15 protein-coding genes and 1 pseudogene are annotated in these 18,476 nt (G+C 69.8%); 2 read left to right on the forward strand and 14 right to left on the reverse strand.

Going from position 1 to position 18,476, the window contains the following annotated elements:
- Positions 1-51: 51 nt before the first annotated feature.
- A complete protein-coding gene (locus QQA12_RS11775; protein WP_226049400.1) occupies positions 52-1,464 on the forward strand; it encodes a serine hydrolase domain-containing protein in 1,413 nt (470 codons plus the stop codon).
- Positions 1,465-1,808: 344 nt separating this feature from the next.
- Here QQA12_RS11775 and QQA12_RS11780 read toward each other — a convergent pair whose 3' ends face one another.
- From QQA12_RS11780 to nudE, 11 genes and pseudogenes are all read right to left on the reverse strand, one after another.
- Positions 1,809-2,288: a hypothetical protein gene (locus QQA12_RS11780; RefSeq protein WP_054667118.1), complete on the reverse strand. Its 480-nt coding sequence runs from the start codon at positions 2,286-2,288 to the stop codon at positions 1,809-1,811.
- A gap of 455 nt (positions 2,289-2,743) precedes the next feature.
- Positions 2,744-3,229 carry a hypothetical protein gene (locus QQA12_RS11785; protein ID WP_226049401.1) on the reverse strand — a complete coding sequence of 162 codons (486 nt, stop codon included), beginning with the start codon at positions 3,227-3,229 and terminating at the stop codon, positions 2,744-2,746.
- Positions 3,174-3,569 (reverse strand): glycine cleavage system protein GcvH, encoded by a 396-nt coding sequence (gcvH, locus tag QQA12_RS11790; RefSeq protein WP_054667120.1) that lies wholly within the window; start codon positions 3,567-3,569, stop codon positions 3,174-3,176. The genes QQA12_RS11785 and gcvH overlap by 56 nt, the downstream gene beginning before the upstream one ends.
- 86 nt (positions 3,570-3,655) lie before the next feature.
- Positions 3,656-4,762, reverse strand: coding sequence for a glycine cleavage system aminomethyltransferase GcvT (gene gcvT / locus QQA12_RS11795; protein WP_226049402.1), 1,107 nt, complete (start codon positions 4,760-4,762; stop codon positions 3,656-3,658).
- A gap of 85 nt (positions 4,763-4,847) precedes the next feature.
- Positions 4,848-5,279, reverse strand: coding sequence for an NfeD family protein (locus tag QQA12_RS11800; protein ID WP_054667123.1), 432 nt, complete (start codon positions 5,277-5,279; stop codon positions 4,848-4,850).
- Between the two features lie 3 nt (positions 5,280-5,282).
- Positions 5,283-6,251: an SPFH domain-containing protein gene (locus tag QQA12_RS11805; RefSeq protein ID WP_054667125.1), complete on the reverse strand. Its 969-nt coding sequence runs from the start codon at positions 6,249-6,251 to the stop codon at positions 5,283-5,285.
- Between the two features lie 71 nt (positions 6,252-6,322).
- Positions 6,323-6,603, reverse strand: a pseudogene (locus tag QQA12_RS11810) (DUF962 domain-containing protein); the annotation flags it as partial.
- A 39-nt stretch (positions 6,604-6,642) separates the two neighbouring features.
- On the reverse strand, positions 6,643-6,972 hold the full coding sequence (locus QQA12_RS11815; protein WP_226049940.1) for a YnfA family protein: 330 nt from the start codon (positions 6,970-6,972) through the stop codon (positions 6,643-6,645).
- A complete protein-coding gene (mazG, locus tag QQA12_RS11820; protein ID WP_233324866.1) occupies positions 6,972-7,748 on the reverse strand; it encodes a nucleoside triphosphate pyrophosphohydrolase in 777 nt (258 codons plus the stop codon). Before mazG ends, QQA12_RS11815 begins: the two co-directional genes overlap by 1 nt.
- Positions 7,749-7,801: 53 nt before the next feature.
- A complete protein-coding gene (gene cysQ, locus QQA12_RS11825; protein WP_226049404.1) occupies positions 7,802-8,608 on the reverse strand; it encodes a 3'(2'),5'-bisphosphate nucleotidase CysQ in 807 nt (268 codons plus the stop codon).
- Positions 8,605-9,153 carry an ADP compounds hydrolase NudE gene (nudE, locus tag QQA12_RS11830; protein WP_226049405.1) on the reverse strand — a complete coding sequence of 183 codons (549 nt, stop codon included), beginning with the start codon at positions 9,151-9,153 and terminating at the stop codon, positions 8,605-8,607. The genes cysQ and nudE overlap by 4 nt, the downstream gene beginning before the upstream one ends.
- A gap of 124 nt (positions 9,154-9,277) precedes the next feature.
- Here nudE and QQA12_RS11835 point away from each other — a divergent pair, with 124 nt between their 5' ends.
- The gene (locus tag QQA12_RS11835) at positions 9,278-10,012 is read left to right on the forward strand and encodes a 16S rRNA (uracil(1498)-N(3))-methyltransferase (protein ID WP_226049406.1); all 735 of its coding nucleotides are present in this window, start codon (positions 9,278-9,280) and stop codon (positions 10,010-10,012) included.
- A 95-nt stretch (positions 10,013-10,107) separates the two neighbouring features.
- Here QQA12_RS11835 and QQA12_RS11840 read toward each other — a convergent pair whose 3' ends face one another.
- The 3 genes from QQA12_RS11840 to QQA12_RS11850 are packed head-to-tail and all read right to left on the reverse strand — an operon-like array spanning position 10,108 to position 18,368.
- A complete protein-coding gene (locus QQA12_RS11840) occupies positions 10,108-10,578 on the reverse strand; it encodes a chemotaxis protein CheW (RefSeq protein ID WP_054667132.1) in 471 nt (156 codons plus the stop codon).
- Between the two features lie 25 nt (positions 10,579-10,603).
- The gene (locus tag QQA12_RS11845; protein ID WP_056931288.1) at positions 10,604-11,956 is read right to left on the reverse strand and encodes a chemotaxis protein CheB; all 1,353 of its coding nucleotides are present in this window, start codon (positions 11,954-11,956) and stop codon (positions 10,604-10,606) included.
- Positions 11,943-18,368 (reverse strand): Hpt domain-containing protein, encoded by a 6,426-nt coding sequence (locus tag QQA12_RS11850; RefSeq protein WP_226049407.1) that lies wholly within the window; start codon positions 18,366-18,368, stop codon positions 11,943-11,945. Before QQA12_RS11850 ends, QQA12_RS11845 begins: the two co-directional genes overlap by 14 nt.
- Between the last annotated feature and the right edge of the window lie 108 nt (positions 18,369-18,476).

Consider the following 18,476-nt stretch of genomic DNA (forward strand, 5'->3'; position numbering starts at 1 on the left):
AAAAGCGGCGCTAGAATCGGCGACAGCCTTAGCTAGCAGGCATCGATCACGATGAAAGACAACAGCAGACGCCGGCGCTTCCGTCCGGTGGCATCGGGATTGCTCGGTGTGTTGATGCCCTTCGCACTGTCAACCACCGCCCAGACACCCACCGCTACGCAGCCGCTGCCGGAATCGCCCCCGCAGCTGCCGATCAACCTCGAGAACGCGCCGATGCAGTCGCCGACGCAGCCGATGCCCTACCGGGTCGCGCTGCGTCCGGACCAGGTGCAGGCACTGCCCGACGGCTTCAACGTCGCCGCCATCGAATCGATGGCAGAGCAGCTCACCTACGGCAACCGCGTGCCCGGCATCGCCATGGCGATCGTGCAGAACGGCCGCGTGCTGTCCGCGCGCGGCTTCGGCGTCACCGACATCGGCAACCCGCAGCCGGTGGACGCGCACACCGTGTTCCGCCTGGCCTCGCTGTCCAAGGCCTTCGCCGGCACCATGGCCGGGTTGCTGGTCAACGACGGCACCCTGCGCTGGGACAGCAAGGTCACCGACTATGTGCCCGGCTTCCAGCTGGGCACGCCCGAAGCGACCCGCCGGCTGACCGTGGCCGACGTGCTCAGCCACCGCGTCGGCCTGCCGTACAACGCCTACGACCGCGACATCGAGGCCAACGCCGACTACTACACGCTGACCCGCAAGCTCGCCAGTGCGCCGCTCAAGTGCGAGCCGGGCGATTGCTACGCCTACCAGAACGTCGCCTTCAGCCTGATCGGCGACGTGGTCTACGCGGCCTCGGGCAGTTTCTACGAGCAGGCCGTCGAGCGCCGCATCCTCAAGCCGCTGGGCATGAACGACGCCAGCCTCGGCCTGGCCGGCATCCAGGCCAGCCCGCGCTGGGCGCGCCCGCACGTGCGCAGCCGCAACGGCTGGGTGTCGCTGTCACCCAAGCCCACCTATTACCGCGTCGCCCCGGCCGCCGGCGTCAACGCCAGCGCCAGCGACATGGCGCAATGGCTGCTGGCGCATACCGGCCACCGCCAGGACGTACTGCCGGCACCGCTGCTGGCCACCCTGCATGCACCGCTGGTCAACACGCCCGGCGAGATGCGTTCGGGCTGGCGCCGCCAGCGGCTGGACTCGGCCGGCTATGCGCTGGGCTGGCGCGTGTTCGACTACGCCGGCCATACCGTGGTGTTCCATGCCGGCGCGGTACAGGGCTATCGCGGCCTGGTCGCCCTGTTGCCCGAGCGCGATCTCGGCATCGCCGTGATGTGGAATGGCGAAAGCAGCGTACCCAGCGGGCTGATGCCGACCATCCTCGATCGCGCCATCGGCCTGCCGACGCAGCGCTGGCTGGACGTGGATACCGACTTCGGCAGCGACAACCTGATGGCCGAGGACACGCCGGCCAATCCGCCGCGCGGGCGGAAGGGCGTCGCCTCCGACCGGGCCACCGCGTCTCCGCACTGAGCCGGCGCTCCGGTACGCACCGACAAGGCGGCTTCGGCCGCCTTTTTCGTTGCCCCGCATCCGGAACGGTACCCGCGACCGGTCCCGCGCCCCGGGTGCAATCGCCCGGCGTTTCCCGGGATCGGCGCATCTGCGCCTTCGGCCACCGGGAGCGGACCGGCGCGAGCGGCTGGCGATGCGCCGCGCCACCGCGACCTTCGCCAGCAGGCGTCCGCATGCGGCGCCTGTCATCCCTGGCAGCAGGTGGCACACCGGCCGCGCGCCGGGTAACGCGCGCGCATAAAAAAACTCCCTCCCCGCTGGGCAGTCGGGGAAGGAGTTCCAGGTACAGCTTCAGCGCTGGATCAGATCAGCGGCGCCGGGGTGGCCGGAAGCGCGACCGGAGCCGCCTTCTTCTTGCGGGCAGCCGGCTTCTTCTTGGCAGCAACCTTCTTGGCGGCCGGCTTCTTGGCAGCAGCCTTCTTCGCGACCTTCTTCACCGCCTTCTTGGCGGTGGCCTTCTTGGCGGTCGCCTTCTTGGCGACCTTCTTCACCGCCTTCTTGGCGGTGGCCTTCTTGGCGACCTTCTTCACTGCCTTCTTGGCGGTGGTCTTCTTGGCAACCTTCTTCGCCGCCTTCTTCACCGCCTTCTTGGCGGTGGCCTTCTTGGCGACCTTCTTCACTGCCTTCTTGGCGGTCGCCTTCTTGGCAACCTTCTTCACTGCCTTCTTGGCGGTGGCCTTCTTCGCGACCTTCTTCACTGCCTTCTTGGCAGCAGCCTTCTTCGCGACCTTCTTCACCGCCTTCTTGGCGGCCGGCTTCTTCGCAGCTTTCTTCGTGGCCATTGGATGGCTCCTCGTCAGTGATCTATGGAATTGAAATGCCCAGTTGAAGCAAATCCGCGGTGTATCGCGGAGGACCGACGATGCGTCAGCCGCATCGTGACGGATACAGAAACACCCGCAACGATTCCCGCCACGGGTGCCATGTCTTGTTCGGGGGGTGTTTCGCGGAAGGAAGCGACTCCTGCTCCACCATCTGCGCAATCGTGGCGGACGTCCAGGTTGTGCTTCGCATCTGAATGTTGATCCGGCTCACTCGCTTCCGCAGCAAAGGTCTGCTGGGCGAAACCTAATCACGGTTTTTTTTACTGTCAACTACCCGCGCGCAACTTTTTACGGAAAGCTTCACGTCGACCCTGCCGGCAACACCCGTCTTCGCCACCCGCGCATCCATCGATGCCGCCGCGCGCATCGCGCGTGCAATGCCTGCGCGCGCGAAAAACACCGTAAAAAAAGCACTATTCGTTTTCGACCGGCACGCGCGACGTCGTGCGTCGCGTGCGCGCCGCCGACGGCCGCGCAGTTCCGGGCGTGTGAAAAAAAAATGTCGGCGCGACCTGATTTCGATCCGCTGCGGACGTGCCCGTGCGCACCGCGGGGAAGGTTTTGCGCAAACACTTCGCACCCGCGAGAGCCATCGCGGACGTCCCGCCGATCGCGAACGCGGCCTTCGGTTGCCACTTCGTCGGGCGGTCGAGGCATCGCGTGCGGACATCGCTCGACGCCGGCCATGCACCGGAACCCGACGGCCGATCACCGGCGTCGTACCAGCACCCGCCCGCCGCATCAGCAAGGCGACCGACCGGCGACACGCCACCGGACTCGCGGATGCCGGAAACGGAAACGGCCGCACAAGGCGGCCGTTTCCGTTTACCCGAGGCGACCGGATCAGTGGTCGTCGTTTTCCAGCAGTTCGGCGTAGTCGTCCGGACCCAGCAGTTCATTGACCTGCTCCGGCTCGGACATCTCGACGACGAACAGCCAGCCTTCGCCGTAGGCATCTTCGTTGATGGTTTCCGGCTTGTCGGCCAGCGCTTCGTTGACTTCGACCACGGTGCCCGACACCGGGCTGTACACGTCGGAGGCGGCCTTGACCGACTCGACCACGGCCGCGGCGTTGCCGGCCTGCACCGTGTCGCCGACGGCGGGCAGTTCGACATAGACCAGGTCACCGAGCAGGCCCTGCGCGTGGTCGGAAATGCCGACGGTGACGCGGCCGTTGCCTTCGGCGCGTGCCCATTCGTGGGATTTGAGGAATTTGAGGTCGCCGGGGATCTCGCTCATGGAACTGCTCCGGAAGAAACGGTGGACGGGATGGACGTCTAGTTTAACGGACGGCGCGGGACGATGCCCCGCGCGCCCATGGAAGGTCAGCCGTTGATGCCGGGCTGCGGCTGGCCGTCGCGCACGAACGGGAACTTGACCACGCGCACCGGAACTTCCTTGCCGCGGATGTCCACGCGCACGTCGCCCGGTTCGCCGGCCGGCACCCGGGCGAAGGCGATGGCCTTGCCCAGCGTCGGCGAGAACGTGCCGGACAGGATTTCGCCCTCGCCGTTGGCGGTGAGCACCTTCTGCCCGTGGCGCAGCACGCCCTTGTCGTCCATCACCAGGCCGATCATCTGCCGCGCGTTGCCGGCGGCCTTCTGCGCCTCCAGCACGTCGCGACCGATGAACGCGCGGCCCTCGTCGAGGGCAACGGTCCAGGCCAGCGCGGCTTCGTACGGGGTGACGCCCTCGTCCATGTCCTGGCCGTAGAGGTTCATGCCCGCCTCCAGGCGCAGCGTGTCGCGCGCACCAAGACCGGCCGGCTTCACGCCCGCGGCCAGCAGCGCGTTCCAGAACCCGACCACCGCCGCCTGCGGCAGCAGCACCTCATAACCGTCCTCGCCGGTGTAGCCGGTGCGCGCCACGAACAGCGGCACGCCATCGGCGGAAGCGACGTCCAGCGCGGCGAAGCGGCCGAGCTTGTCCAGCGCGGCACGGTCGCCCTCGGCGACCAGGCCGGCGACCAGCGCGCGCGCCTGCGGCCCCTGCACCGCGACGATCGCCAGGTCCTCGCGCTCGATCACCTCCACGCCGAAGGCCTGGGCATGCTGGCGGATCCAGGCCAGGTCCTTCTCGCGGGTGGAGGCGTTGACCACCATGCGGAAGAAGTCGTCGGCCAGGAAGTAGACGATCAGGTCGTCGATCACCCCGCCCTGCGCGTTGAGCATGCAGGAATACAGCGCCTTGCCGGTGACCTTGAGCTTGTCGATCGAATTGGCCAGCAGCTGGCGCAGGAACTCGCGGGTGCGCTCGCCCTTCAGGTCGACCACGGTCATGTGGCTGACGTCGAACATGCCCGCGGCGCGACGCACCAGGTGGTGCTCGTCGATCTGCGAACCGTAGTGGATCGGCATGTCCCAACCGCCGAAATCGACCATCTTGGCGCCGAGCGAGCGGTGGGTTTCGTTGAGGAGAGTCTTCAGGGTCATGGCCGTTCCATGCGAGGAAAGACGCCATTATCCCAGATGGCCCGGGGCAAAGCCCATGGCGGCACGGAACCCGCGCCGCCCTGCCTCAGGCCTCCTGCACCTTCAGCGTCATGCCGTCCACCGCCACCACCCGCACATGGCGGCCGGCCGGCAGGTCCGGGCCGGCCACCACCCAGAACGCATCGTCGAGCCTGGCCCGGCCAACGCCGTTGGCGATGGCCTGGTCCAGCACCACCACCCGCCCGATCAACTGCTCGGCGCGGCGGTTGAGCAATGGCTGGTCGCTGGGCCGCGCACGCCGGCGGAACCAGGTGCGGTAGACCTGGATCGAGACGAAGCTGAGCACCACGAACAGCACCACCTGCATCAGCACGGGCAGCCCGTCGTACGCCCACACCACCAGGAACACGGCGGCCGCGGCGAAGCCCATCCACAGCATGAATGCGCCCGGAGCCATCGCTTCGGCAGCGAACAGGATCACCGCCAGCGCCGCCCAGCCCACCACTTCCCAGCGCATGGCTCAGCGCCCCAGCGGCGGCGGGTTGCCGCGCGACGGCGATGCCTTGCGCTCTTCCTGCTTGGCGAAGGCCTCGCGGGCCAGCTCGGCGACACCGGCAATGGAACCGATCACGCCGCTGGCTTCCATCGGCATCAGCACCAGCTTCTGGTTGGGCGAGCTGGCCAGTTCGCGGAAGGCCTCCACGTACTTCTGCGCGATGAAATAATTGATCGCCTGCACGTCGCCCTGGGCGATGGCCTCGGACACCATCGACGTGGCCTTGGCCTCGGCCTGCGCCAGGCGCTCGCGCGCCTCGGCATCGCGGAACGCGGCCTCCTTGCGGCCCTCGGCCTCCAGCACCGCCGCCTGCTTCTCGCCGTCGGCACGCAGGATCTCGGCCTGGCGCAGGCCCTCGGCCTCGAGGATCTGCGCGCGCTTCTCGCGCTCGGCCTTCATCTGCCGCGCCATCGAATCGACCAGGTCGCGCGGCGGCTGGATGTCGCGGATCTCGATGCGGTTGACCTTGATGCCCCAGGGATTGGTGGCATGGTCGACCACGCTCAGCAGCTGCGCGTTGATGGTCTCGCGCTGGCTGAGCGATTCGTCCAGGTCCATCGAGCCGATCACCGTGCGGATGTTGGTCTGCACCAGTGCGATCATCGCCACCTCCAGGTTGGCGACCTCGTAGGCGGCCTTGGCCGCATCCAGCACCTGGAAGAACACCACGCCGTCCACCCGCACCACCGCATTGTCCTTGGTGATGACTTCCTGGCTGGGCACGTCCAGCACCTGTTCCATCATGTTGACCTTGCGGCCGACGCCGTAGACCACCGGGATCAGGAAATGCAGTCCGGGCGACATGGTGTGGGTATAGCGGCCGAAACGCTCCACCGTCCACTCATACCCCTGCGGCACCATGCGCACCGTCTTGAACAGCACGATCGCACCGCCCACCAGTATCACCGCCGCGAGAAAAAAGCCGCCGCCCATCAGTACGCTCCTTGTGGAACCCGATCCCCGGGTATGCAGCGAGTATAGCCAGCCCGCGGAGGCTGGGACGGCAGCCGGCCGCGCAGCACCTGCACGAACATCATCCAGTCGCCGGCGAATGAATACGGCGGATGACTGAACGTGGCCGGACGGTTGTGCTCGAACAAGAAATGACCCACCCAGGCGAATCCATAGCCGCAGCCCAGCGCCGCCAGCGCCCGCTCGGCAACGCCGCCAGCAGGCACGGCAGCGCGGCACCGCTGCCCGGCACATGCAGCCGGCGGCAGGTGCGGTTGCGGTGTTGACCGAGGTAGAACGGACAGAACTCGCGGAAGCTGGCGAAGCGGACCATTGGCGCACCCGGGGCGGGTACTGCGCGCAGCATGGCGCCCTAGGGCGCAGCGCCTCGCGGGGCGGCCATGATCACGCCCATACCCAGCAGGCACAGGGCGGCACCGAGCAGGTCCCAGCGGGTCGGCACCACGCCATCCACGCGCCACAGCCAAAGCAGTGCGACACAGACATAGACGCCGCCATAGGCGGCATAGACGCGGCCGCTGGCGGTCGGGTGCAGGGTCAGCAGCCAGACGAACAACGCCAGACTGGCCGCCGCCGGCAGCAGCAGCCAGGCGCTGCCCTGCTGGCGCAGCCACAGCCACGGCAGGTAGCAACCGACGATCTCGGCCAGCGCGGTCACCGCGAACAGCGCCAGGGTCTTGATCACGGCGCGCCCTGCTCCCCACGCTTGACCGCCTGCCACAGCGCTTCCTGCTGCTCCAGGTCCAGCGCGGACATCGCCTGCCCACGCGCGGCGGCCAGCGCTTCCATGGCGCGGAAGCGACGCTCGAACTTGAGGTTGGCACGGCGCAGCGCGCTGCCCGGGTCCACCCGCGCGTGGCGGGCCAGGTTGGCGCAGACGAACAGCAGGTCGCCGATCTCGTCCTCCAGCCGCGCGTGGCTGCCCGGGTGCGCGGCGCTTTCGAACTCGGCCTGCACCTCGTCGACTTCCTCGCGCAGCTTGTCCAGCACCGGCGCGACGTCGGGCCAGTCGAAGCCGGTGCGGGCAGCGCGCTTCTGCAGTTTCAGCGCCCGCTGCCACTCGGGCAGGCCGCGGGCGATGCCGGCCAGCACCGAGCCATCGGTATCGCCGGCATCGGCACGCTCGCGCTGCTTGATCTGCTCCCAGTTGGCGACCACCTGGCCGGCGTCATCGGCCTGGGCATCGCCGAACACGTGCGGGTGCCGGCGCAGCATCTTGCCGCTGATCGCCGCGACCACGTCGGCGAAGGCGAACGCGCCCTGCTCGCTGGCCATCTGCGCATGGAACACCACCTGCAGCAGCAGGTCGCCCAGTTCGTCCTTGAGGTCGGCCAGGTCGTTGCGGTCGATCGCGTCGGCGACCTCGTAGGCCTCCTCGATCGTGTACGGCGCGATGCTGGAGAAATCCTGCTGCAGGTCCCACGGGCAGCCACCGTGCGGATCGCGCAGGCGCGCCATGATCCGCAGCAGGGTACCGATGTCGCCCGGCTCGCCCAGGTCGCCGCTGCCGCTCACGGCGCGGCCAGCCAGTCGCGCCAGGGCAGCGAGGGATCGCCCAGGGCGATGAAGTCGCCATTGAGCAGGCGCGGCCGGCGGTTGTAGTGGAACGGCTCACCGGTGTCGGCGGCCAGCAGCACGCCACCGGCCGCTTCCAGCACGCACTGCCCGGCGGCGGTATCCCATTCGCTGGTCGGCCCCAGCCGCGGGTACACGTCCAGCGTGCCCTCGGCGATGCGGCAGAACTTCAACGAGGAGCCCTGCGCCACCAGCTCGATCTCGCCCATGCGCGCAAGCAGTTCGCTGGTGCGCGCATCGCGGTGCGAGCGGCTGGCCGCCACCCGCAGCGGCAGCGCCGGCGGCCGCCGGGTGAGGATCGCGTCCTCGCGCCCGCCCTCGCGGCGCCACGCGCCGTCGCCACGCATGGCGTGCCAGACGACATCGCCCACCGGTGCCTGGACCACGCCGAACACCGGCACGCCGTCGCGGATCAGCGCGATGTTGACGCTGAACTCGCCGTTGCGCTTGATGAACTCGCGGGTGCCGTCCAGCGGATCGACCAGCCAGTAGTCCTGCCATTGCCGGCGCGCGTCCCAGGGCAGCTGCGCCGACTCCTCCGACAGCACCGGCAGGTCCGGGGTCAGCTGCGCCAGGGCGTGCACGATCACATGGTGGGCGGCCAGGTCGGCGCTGGTGAGCGGGCTCAGGTCGTCCTTGTGCTCGACGTCGAACCCGTCGGCATAGACCTGCATGATCGCCGCACCGGCCTGACGGGCGACGTCGATGACCGCTTCGCGCAGCGCTGCGTCAACGAGGCTCATCGCGTCTTCCCCAGCCATTCGCGGGCAATGAACAAGGCCGCCAGCGAGCGCCCCTCGGAAAAATCCTCGCGCAGCATCAGCGCATCCAGGTCAGCCAGTTTCCAGGGCACCACTTCCAGCTCCTCGGGTTCGTCGCCGGCAAGGCGCTCGGGGTAGAGATCGCGCGCCAGCACCAGCCACGACTGGTGGCTCATGTAGGTCGGCGCCAGGGTCAGCGTGCGCAGCACGTCGATGCGGCGGGCACCATGGCCGGCTTCTTCCTTGAGCTCGCGGTCGGCGGCCTGCTCCGGCGTCTCGCCGGCATCGATGCGGCCCTTCACCAGCCCCAGTTCGTAGCGGTGCAGGCCGGCGGCGTATTCACGCACCAGCAGCACGGTGTCCTCGTCCAGCATCGGCACCACCACGACCGCCCCATGGCCACGACTGACCAGCCGCTGGAAATGCCGGCGCTCGCCGTTGGAGAACTCCAGGTCCAGGTGTTCCTGGTGGAACGGGCCGATGTCCTCGCCGCGCACGTGATGGATGAGCGGAAGCGGGCGGCTCATGCACGCCCCCGGGCGGAGGACGGGCGGATCGCTAGAATGCGCACTGGCAGATACGTTTCCATGAGCCCGAAATGCTAGCAGACCCCGCCGTCGCGCCGTTGAACCCGCCTTGCCGGAGCCGCGCATGCGCCTGACCCGCTGTCCTGTCGCACTGCCGCTGCAGCCCGGGCAGACCCTGGCGCTGCCCGAGGAGGCCGCCAACCACCTGGTACGGGTGATGCGCCTGCGCGAGGGCGATGCCTGCGTGCTGTTCAACGGCGACGGCAGCGACTACACGGCGACGCTGCTGGCGGTGGGCAAGCGCGAGGTGCAGGTACGCATCGACGCCGCACGCGCGCTGGACAACGAATCACCGCTGGCCATCACCCTGCTGCAGGGCATCGCCCGCGGCGAGAAGATGGACCTGATCCTGCAGAAGGCCACCGAGCTGGGCGTGACCACCATCGTGCCGGTGAACGCCGAGCGCACCGAAGTGAAGCTCGATGCCGCACGCGCCGAGAGGCGCCTCGCACACTGGCGCAGCGTGGTCGGTGCGGCCTGCGGCCAGTCCGGCCGCGCCTGCATTCCGGCGCTGTCGCCCCCGCAGGCGCTGGCCGCGGCGGCAGCAGCGTTGCCGGCGCAGAGCCTGCGCCTGACCCTGGATCCCCTGGGCGAGCACCGCCTGTCCGCGCTGCCGTCCGCGCCAGCCGGCGGCGTGGTGATCGCCATCGGTCCGGAAGGTGGCTGGTCGCCACGCGACCGCCAGCAACTGGCCGATGCCGGCTTCCAGGGGTTGCAACTGGGGCCGCGCATCCTGCGCACCGAGACCGCTGGTCTGGCCGCGATCGCGGCACTGCAGGCACGGCTGGGCGACCTGTAGCGACCGCCACGGGCACTGCGGTGGCCGTCGGTGGCGATCCCCCGGCGGCTCTGCGGAACATCTGTCGTGGAACCCGGCCGACAGCCGGGCGGGGCTCAGGCCGCCGCCGCCAGTGCGGCGACCACCGCGCTTTCGATCGCATCCAGGTCCGGCAGCAGCGCGCTCTGTTCGCCCAGCAACACGCGCATGTGCACGCCCTGCGGCAGGCTTTCCTCGGAGGCGTCGGCCAGCAGGCCATCGCGCGGCACCGCGATCAGCTGCGGGAAGGACTGGGTCAGCAGCGCGAAGTACGGCATCTCCGGGTTGCCACCCAGCGCCTTGAGCACCACCACCTTGTTGCTGGCGGAGACCGGCTCGTCGCCGCCGTTGAAACGGGCATAGGACAGCAGCGGCACCTCCCAGCCCTGCCAGGCGATGTAGCCGGCCAGCCAGTCGGGTGCGCCCTCGATGGGCTGCACCGCCACCCGCGACATCATCTCGGCGACGGTGGCATTGGGCAGCAGCACGCGCTCGGCGCCCGCCTGGATCAGGACGCCGCGGACTTCGTCGTTGCTTGCATAACTCATGGTCGGTTCCTTGATCGTGTGCGGCTCAGCCGTAGCTGCGCTGGACCAGCTCGCCGGCGAGGTACTCCGGCGGCCCGGCCGGATGCCCGGCCACGGCCAGCTGGCTGGCGGCTTCCGGGTCGTAGCAGCCATCGCCGCTCTGTCCCGCCACCCAGCCGCCGCGCTCGGCGAATGCCAGCGCCTCCGGCACCAGCGACGGGTCGGCGCCACTGAGCATCACCACCGCCGAGCGATCCGCCGCCAACGCCTGCAGCACCGGCGCCGTTCCATCGGCGAAGCGCAGCCCACCGGCCTGCGCGGTCACCCCGACACCGTCCTGCAGCACGTAGACATTGCTGGCTTCCAGCGCCTGCCCGGCTTCGGCCAGGCCGACCGGCAACACGGCGACGCGCGACATCTGCTTGACCAGGTTGGCGTAGCGGCCACCGTCCAGGCGCATCTGCACCAGGACCGGCAGCGGGAAATCGTCCGGCAGCGCGCCCAGCAGGCGCCGCACCGCGTCCGGCCCGCCGATGCCGGCCAGCAGCAGCACCGCGCCCTGCGCGGCGGCCCCGGCGTCCGCTTCCAGCGCGACCAGCGACAGCGCGCCGGTGTCGATCGCGTCCGCGGCCTCGATCTGCGCCGGGGCGACGGCCACGGCCGGCGGGACGGCCGCAGCGGGCGCGACATAGGCATCGTCGTCGAGCAGCGACCATTCATGGAAACTGCCGGGCAGGGTGGGGTTGCCAGCGGCGGCCGGCGCCGGGGCATCCTCCAGCGGTGGCAGTTCGGGCGGCACGGCCGGCCCGGTGGCAGGTTCGGCCCTGGCCGGCGCCATCGCCATCAGTTCCTCGAAGCTCAGCACCTCGGGACGCTCGTGGCCAGCCGGCGGCGGCGCATAGAGCGTGTCGACCGGAACTTCGTCCAGGTGCTGCGCCGCTTCCTCGACATGGAACTGCAGCGGTGCGTCGGCATGGCGCTCGGCCGGGCGCTCGGGCATGCCCGGCTCGGGCAGCGGCAAGGCTTCGTCTTCCTGCCCGGGCGGCAACACCTGGTCGTGGCCCTGCAGCTTGGCGGCAAGGTGGCGCGTCCAACGCTGCGCATCCCAGCCTTCGCGGCGCGCGGCCAGTTCGGCTTCCTCGAACATCAGCTCCAGCTGCGGAGCCTCCAGGGCCGGGGCAAGGCGCTCCAGCGCGTCTTCGAGCGCGGGTTCGAGCGCCACCAGCACCATCGCCGGCCCCACCGCCTGCAACACGGCCGGGTCCAGCGCGCCCGGGTCCTCTTCCAGGACCAGTGCGCCGCCGGCGGCGAGCACGGCTTCCCTCAGCCGGTCGCGGGCCACGCCGGGCCGCGCCAGCAGGGCCACGGGCCTGGCGGTGGAGCGGTCACTCGCGGACACGGGCGATCCCCAGCAGGTCGTAGACATTACGCATCAGATCCAGCTCCTGGTACGGCTTGCCGAGATAGCGCTGCACGCCGATCTCGAATGCGCGCTGGCGGTGCTTGTCGCCACTGCGCGAGGTGATCATCACGATCGGCACTTCCTTGTAACGCGGGTCTGCGCGCATCGCGGTGGCCAGCTCGTAGCCATCCATGCGCGGCATTTCGATGTCCAGCAGCATCAGGTCCGGCACGCGTTCTTCGAGCCGTTCCAGCGCCTCGACGCCATCGCGCGCGGCCACCACTTCGAAGTTGTGGCGCTCCAGCACGCGGCCGGTGACCTTGCGCATGGTCAGCGAGTCGTCCACCACCATCACCAGCGGCACATGGCGCTGCTGGCCGACCGTGGCCACTTCCACCGGCTGCTGCGGCTGCGACAGGTGGCGACGCACCAGCGGCGCGACGTCCAGGATCACCACGACATTGCCTTCGCCGGTGATGGTGGCACCGTAGATGCCCGGAACCGAGGCGATCTGCAGGCCCACCGGCTTGACCACGATTTCGCGGTTGCCCAGCACCTGGTCGATCGCCACGGCAGCGCGCAGGTCGCCGGCGCGCACCAGCAGCAGCGGGATCTGCGGCTGGCCTTCGGCCTTGGCCGCGGCCTGCCCGACCAGCGTACCGAGATCGTGCAGCGCGAAGTCCTCGCCGTTGTAGTGGTAACCGCCCTGGCCCGACTCGAAACGCTCGCGGGCGATGCGGCCGATACCGCTGACCGATGCCACCGGCACCGCGAAAGTGGTTTCGCCGATGCGCACGAACACGGCCTGGGTGACGGCCAGGGTCTGCGGCAGGCGCAGGGTGAAGGTGACGCCTTCGCCGCGTACCGAGTGGATGTCCACCGAACCACCGAGCTGGCGCACCTCGTTGCGTACCACGTCCATGCCCACGCCGCGGCCGGCGAGCTGGCTGACCTGCTCGCTGGTGCTGAAACCGGAGGCGAAGATGAGGTTGTCCAGGCGCGCGTCTTCCACCTGCTCGCCGGGCTGGATCAGGCCACGCTGCTCGCCGCGGCGACGGATCGCCTCGCGGTCCAGGCCGGCGCCGTCGTCGGCCACTTCCAGCACGATTTCCGAACCTTCGCGGCGCAGGCGCAGGGTGATGGCGCCCTCTTCCGGCTTGCCGGCGGCCAGGCGCTGCTCCGGCGTTTCCAGGCCATGGGCCACGGAGTTGCGCAGCATGTGCTCCAGCGGGGCGACCATGCGGTCGAGCACGTTGCGGTCGAGTTCGCCGTGGGTGCCTTCCAGGTTCAGGTGCACCTGCTTGCCGATGTCCTGCGCGGCCTGCCGCACCACGCGACGCAGGCGCGGCACCAGGCCATCGAACGGCACCATGCGCGCGCGCATCAGGCCGTCCTGCAGTTCCGAGCTGACGCGCGACTGCTGCTGCAGCAGGGCGTCGTAGTTGCGCGACAGGTCGTCGAGCACGCCCTGCAGGCCACCCAGGTCGGCCGCCGATTCGTTCAGCGCGCGGCTGAGCTGCTGCAGGGTCGAGAAGCGGTCCAGCTCCAGCGGATCGAACGCCTGGTCGGCCTGCTCCTGCTCGCGACGGTAACGGGCGACGATCTGCGCCTCGGTTTCCAGGTCCAGGCGGCGCAGCTGGTCGCGCAGGCGGGCGTTGGTGCGGTCCAGCTCGCCCATGGCGCTGCGGAACGCGCCCAACTGCTGCTCCAGGCGCGAGCGGTAGATCGCGACCTCGCCGGCGTGGTTGACCAGGCGGTCGAGCAGGTCGGCGCGCACACGCACCTGTTCCTGGGTGCGGGTCGTCCCCTCCTCGTCCACGGCCTGGGCCTCGACCACGGGCGGCGACAGCGGTTCGCTGGCGATGGCCGCGGCAGGCAGCGGCCGGGATTCGACCGCGGTCGCCGGCGCTGCAACGACGTCGGCGTCGGCGCCGACTTCGATTTCGACTTCGGTGACGGCTTCAACTTCGGCAACAGCTTCGCTGTCCGCCGCCACATCGACTGCGGCATCGGCCGGCGACGGCGCTGCCGGATCGGCTGCGGCGCTCGCCGCCTGCCATTCCGGTTCGGCCGCTGCCTCGAGCACCTCGACGGGGGTCGCTGCAACGGCCTGCGGCGACTGCGGCACGGCGTCCACCGGCGCGGCCGCTTCCAGCGCTTCGCCACCGGCGGTACGCGCCTCGAACGCCTCGATGAGATCGACCGGCATCTGCACCGCGCGGTGTGCGCCGGTGCGGATCAGCAACTGGTGCAGGCGGTCGAAGCCGCGCTCGAGCAACTGCACATCGCCGCGGCCGATCTCGGTACGGCTGGCCGCCACCGCTTCCAGCAGCGACTCGATGCCGTGGCCGAGGTCGCCGATGGCGTTGATGCCGGCCATCCGCGCACCGCCCTTGAGCGTATGCAGGTCGCGCTGCAGCCCGGCCAGCAGTTCGCGGTCTTCCGGCGCCGAGCGCAGCTCGCTGATGAGACGGTCGCAATGGTCGAGCAGGTCCTTGCCTTCCTCGACGAAGATATCGACCAGTTCGCGGTCAAGGTCGTCGAAGTCGAGCGGGCCGGCATCGAATGCCGCCGCTTCCGCGGCGACCGCAGGCGACTCGGCCTCCTGCACCGGCGGCGTCAGCGGCGCCAGCTCGACCTGTACCTCGGCCTCGGCCTCGGCTTCCGCTTCCACTCCTGCCTGCGCTTCGACTTCTGGTTCGGGTCCGGGTTCGGCTTCTGCCTCGGCTTCGCTCGCAGCTTCGGTTTCGATTCCGGCCTCGAGGACGGTCTCCGCCGGCACGGCGTCGGCCGCAGCCTCGCCCTGCCCGGTCGGTGGCTCCACCGGCTCGACGGCATCCAGCGACGGCGTCGGCATGGCGGCCATCTCCTGTTCGATCTCGATCGGCGCCGCGGCAGCGGCCTCAGACCCGGCGACGGTGTCGTCGTGGTGTGCTTCGTCCTGCACTGCGAAGGTGCCGTCCGTCGCCACTTGCACGGAGGCGAGTTCCGCATCGGTCGCAACGGCGTCGATCCCGTCCGCAGGCGGCGTCGCCTGCATCGGCTCGTTCGGCTCGATCGACTCGAAAGCAATCGGAGTGGCGTCCAGCACCGGCTCCGACACGAAGTCGGCGCTTATCTGGATTTCCTGCTCCATGTCATCCAGCTGCAGCGGAATACCGGCGTCATCGACCGTGTCGTCCTGCTCCGGTCCGGTTGCCGCCCCGTCCTGCAGCGCACTGGAGAACCCGGAGTCGGTCCCGGTTGCGGCGGCAGTCGTGGCTTCCGCCTCGCCTGCGCCGGCATCTTCCTCCGGCCACTCGAAGACCTGCAGCGCAATCGTCTCGTCCACCGCAGTGGCGGGCGCGTCCTGGCGGGCATTGGCGTCGTGCGCGGGAACATCCGCGAACGAGGCCTCCAGCAGTGCCGGATCGAAATAAGCGGAAAGGTCGCTGATGCTGGCCAGTTCCTCGGCCACCGGCAGCGGCTCCGGTTCCGCGGCTGCATCCGGCGTGGAGGCAACCGGCATGGCATCGGCGGGGGCGTCGAATTCCTCGTGCGCCTGCGGCGGCCATGGCGCCTCCGGCAGGGCGTCGGCCAGCTCACGCAGGCGTGCGGCCAGCGGCGCGAACGACGGGATCAACGGCGACGGGGCCTGCAGCGCGGTGATGGTGGTGGCCACCGCGGTGGCGGCCTCGCCGAGCGCGGCGACGCCATCGGCACTGGGCACCACGGCATTGGCGAGCGAGCGCTTGACGAACGACTCGACCGGCGCGGTCACCGCGGTGATCTCGGGCACCTCGGTCATGGCGAAGGCGCCGCTCATGGTGTGCACGGCGCGCAGCAGCTGTTCGCTCACCGGTTGCGGCTGCGGCTGCGACTGCGACAGCCACGCTTCGACGGTGGCCAGGTGCTGGCCGACCTCGGCTTCGAGGATCTCGCGCAGTACGCTGTCCACCGAAGCCGGCGTACCGCCGGTGGCCGCGGGCGCAGGCGCTGCGGGTGCAAGCGGAGGCGTGGCCGCGGCGGCAGGCGCACCGGCGACGTGGAAGGCTTCCTCGCCGGCCGCGACGCGATCGGCGATGTCCTGCATGCCCGCCACATCGGCATGGATGCGACCGTTGCCGCGCAGGGCGGCATTGAACTGCGGCAGCACGTCGTAGGCCTGGCTCACCAGCGTGACCACCGCCGGGCTGGCCGGGCGGCTGCCATCGAGCACGCGGTTGAGCATGCTCTCGATCTTCCAGCTGAACTCGCCCAGCATGCGCGCACCGACCAGCCGGCCGCTGCCCTTGAGCGTATGGAACACGCGCCGCACGGGGCGCAGGCGCTCCATGCTCTCGGGCGCGGCGCGCCATGCCGGCAGCAGCCGGCCCAGGTTCTGCAGCTCCTCGTCGAACTCCTCGATGAACACATCGCGGATGTCCTGGTCGATCTGCTCGGCATCATTGTCGAACCCGCCGTCCACGCCTTCGCCGGCCTCCATGGCCGATGCCACCGGCGCGTCCACGAGGGGGACCGCGGGCACGCTGGTCTCGATGGCAAGCGGATCGAACGAGGCAGCGGCCTTGTCCAGCTCGGCCAGGAACGCCGCGATCTCATGGTCGGGTGCGGCGGCTTCGTTGCTGCCATCGGCTGCGGCCGGGTCCGCCGCGGCCTTGGCGGCCGGCTCGTCGTCGCTGAAATCGAACGCCGCTGCATCAAGGGACAGCGGTGCGACGGATTCCTCCGGCTCGGCATCGCCTGCGTCGATGCCGGGGAATGCCGGGGCACCGGCATCGGTCGCGCGCGCATCGCCGGTGGACCCGGCGGCGAACGGCTCCAGCGCCAGGCCGGAATCGGCAGAGAAATCCAGCGGGGCGACGTTGAAGTCCGCCTCGGCGTTGGCGGGTACGCCTTCGGCAGCGACAGGATCGAAGGCACCGAAGCCGTCGGCCGTATTCCACGACGGCAATGCGGGCGGCTCGGCGGCCGCTGCCGGCGCAATCGACGGCGGCGGCGCATGGATGGCGTCGCCGAACACCAGCGGCGTGGGTGCCGATGGCGCGGATGGCGCGGGTGCCTCGACCGGCGCCTGCGGCGCTTCGAACGGTGCCGGGGCGGCGACGACCGGGGATGCCGGCTCCGGTGCTTCGCGGGCGGCGTCCATGGTGAACGCCGGGGCGGCGTCCTCGTACCGGCCTGCAGCGGGTACCGGCCAGTAGCGCAGCGCCTCCAGGCTGCTGCGGGTGATGTCGAGGATCTCCTCGCGACCGGGACGCCGCTCGCGCAGCGCTTCCAGGTAGTACTCGAGGCTGGCCATGGCATCGGCCAGCGTGTCCAGCTGGCGCCCGCCGGGGATGCGTTTGCGCCCGATCAGCTCCACGCCGATGTACTGGCGGATGCCGTTCATGTAGTCCGCCGGTACCCGCAGGTCGAGCATGCGCAGCGCGCCGGACACCTCGTCAAGCAGGCGCGGCACGTCCTGCAGGCGTGCATGGTCCCAATTCGTCTCGATGAAGGCGACGAAGGCCTCGCGCGCGGCGGCGAAGTTGGCAATGGCCTCGTGGGCCAGCACCTCGACCGTGCGCCGGGTCTCCAGCGCGGCAGGATCCTCGTCGCCCTCCAGGGCGGCGCCGAGATAAGCGACCTGGTCGTCCAGCGAGGCATCGACGTAGAGCAGCGCCCCGGCGATGTCCAGCAGCAGGTTGTCGTCGATGGGACGGCTGCCATCGACCACCTCGCGCAGCGCGTCGCGCTGCTGCGCGACCACGCCGCGGGCCACGCCCAGCCCCATCACGCCCAGCGTGTCGGATACCGCGCCCAGCTCGTTGACCTGGGTCTGCAGGTCGGCGGTGGCCCCGCCCATGCGCACGTGCAGGTCCAGCGCGTCCTTGATGCGCAGCAGTTCTTCCTTGACCGCATTGCCGACCGTATCCAGCAGCTCGCGGTTGCGCCCCTGCAGGCTGCCGCGCGCATGCTCCAGCTCGGCCTCGCTGGCCTTGCCCGCTTCCGGATCGAACGCCAGCAGCACGCCTTCGTTGATGCCTTCGGCGGCACGCGCGGCGCGGATCTCGTTGAGCAGCGGCAGCAGCACGATCGGAATGTCGCGGTGGCCGTTCTGCAGGCGTTCGAGGTAATCGGGCAGCAGCACGGTGCCGCGCATCAGGGTGGCGCAGGCCTCGTCGCGGTCCGGCACGGCGCCATCGCGCACGGCGTCGGCCAGCAGTTCCAGTTCCTCGGCCACCATCGCCGGGGCATACAGCTCGACCATCCGCAGCGTGCCCTGCACCTGGTGCAGGTAGCCGGCGCAGAAGCGCATGCGGCTGGCGTCGGCCGGATCCTCGACGAAGTACTCGATCTCGCTGCGCGCCTGGCGCAGGGTCTCGTCCAGCTCCGGCTTGACCCAGCCCAGCGCCGCGTGGCTCATCGCATCGCGCAGGGTATTCATCGCGCCCTCCCGTGCAGCATGGTTCGCTTGCCGTCCGGGCGGCCCTGTTGTGCGGTATGACGACACTTCATCTGCTGGTTCCTTTCCATCCCCGCCCGTTCAACCGGT

Source organism: Stenotrophomonas sp. 17(2023) (genome assembly GCF_030345315.1).
Taxonomy (GTDB): domain Bacteria; phylum Pseudomonadota; class Gammaproteobacteria; order Xanthomonadales; family Xanthomonadaceae; genus Stenotrophomonas; species Stenotrophomonas acidaminiphila.

What these genes read in the sequence shown, in the direction of transcription:
- QQA12_RS11775 (WP_226049400.1), top strand. Translation starts at nt 52, where the DNA reads ATGAAAGACAACAGCAGACGCCGGCGCTTCCGTCCGGTGGCATCGGGA.
- gcvH (WP_054667120.1), bottom strand. Translation starts at nt 3,569, where the DNA reads ATGAGCGAGATCCCCGGCGACCTCAAATTCCTCAAATCCCACGAATGG.
- QQA12_RS11780 (WP_054667118.1), bottom strand. Translation starts at nt 2,288, where the DNA reads ATGGCCACGAAGAAAGCTGCGAAGAAGCCGGCCGCCAAGAAGGCGGTG.
- mazG (WP_233324866.1), bottom strand. Translation starts at nt 7,748, where the DNA reads ATGGCGCGCCTGCGCGATCCGCACGGTGGCTGCCCGTGGGACCTGCAG.
- QQA12_RS11840 (WP_054667132.1), bottom strand. Translation starts at nt 10,578, where the DNA reads ATGAGTTATGCAAGCAACGACGAAGTCCGCGGCGTCCTGATCCAGGCG.
- gcvT (WP_226049402.1), bottom strand. Translation starts at nt 4,762, where the DNA reads ATGACCCTGAAGACTCTCCTCAACGAAACCCACCGCTCGCTCGGCGCC.
- QQA12_RS11785 (WP_226049401.1), bottom strand. Translation starts at nt 3,229, where the DNA reads ATGAACTGCTGGGTCCGGACGACTACGCCGAACTGCTGGAAAACGACG.
- QQA12_RS11805 (WP_054667125.1), bottom strand. Translation starts at nt 6,251, where the DNA reads ATGGGCGGCGGCTTTTTTCTCGCGGCGGTGATACTGGTGGGCGGTGCG.
- cysQ (WP_226049404.1), bottom strand. Translation starts at nt 8,608, where the DNA reads ATGAGCCTCGTTGACGCAGCGCTGCGCGAAGCGGTCATCGACGTCGCC.
- QQA12_RS11835 (WP_226049406.1), top strand. Translation starts at nt 9,278, where the DNA reads ATGCGCCTGACCCGCTGTCCTGTCGCACTGCCGCTGCAGCCCGGGCAG.
- nudE (WP_226049405.1), bottom strand. Translation starts at nt 9,153, where the DNA reads ATGAGCCGCCCGCTTCCGCTCATCCATCACGTGCGCGGCGAGGACATC.
- QQA12_RS11800 (WP_054667123.1), bottom strand. Translation starts at nt 5,279, where the DNA reads ATGCGCTGGGAAGTGGTGGGCTGGGCGGCGCTGGCGGTGATCCTGTTC.
- QQA12_RS11850 (WP_226049407.1), bottom strand. Translation starts at nt 18,368, where the DNA reads ATGAATACCCTGCGCGATGCGATGAGCCACGCGGCGCTGGGCTGGGTC.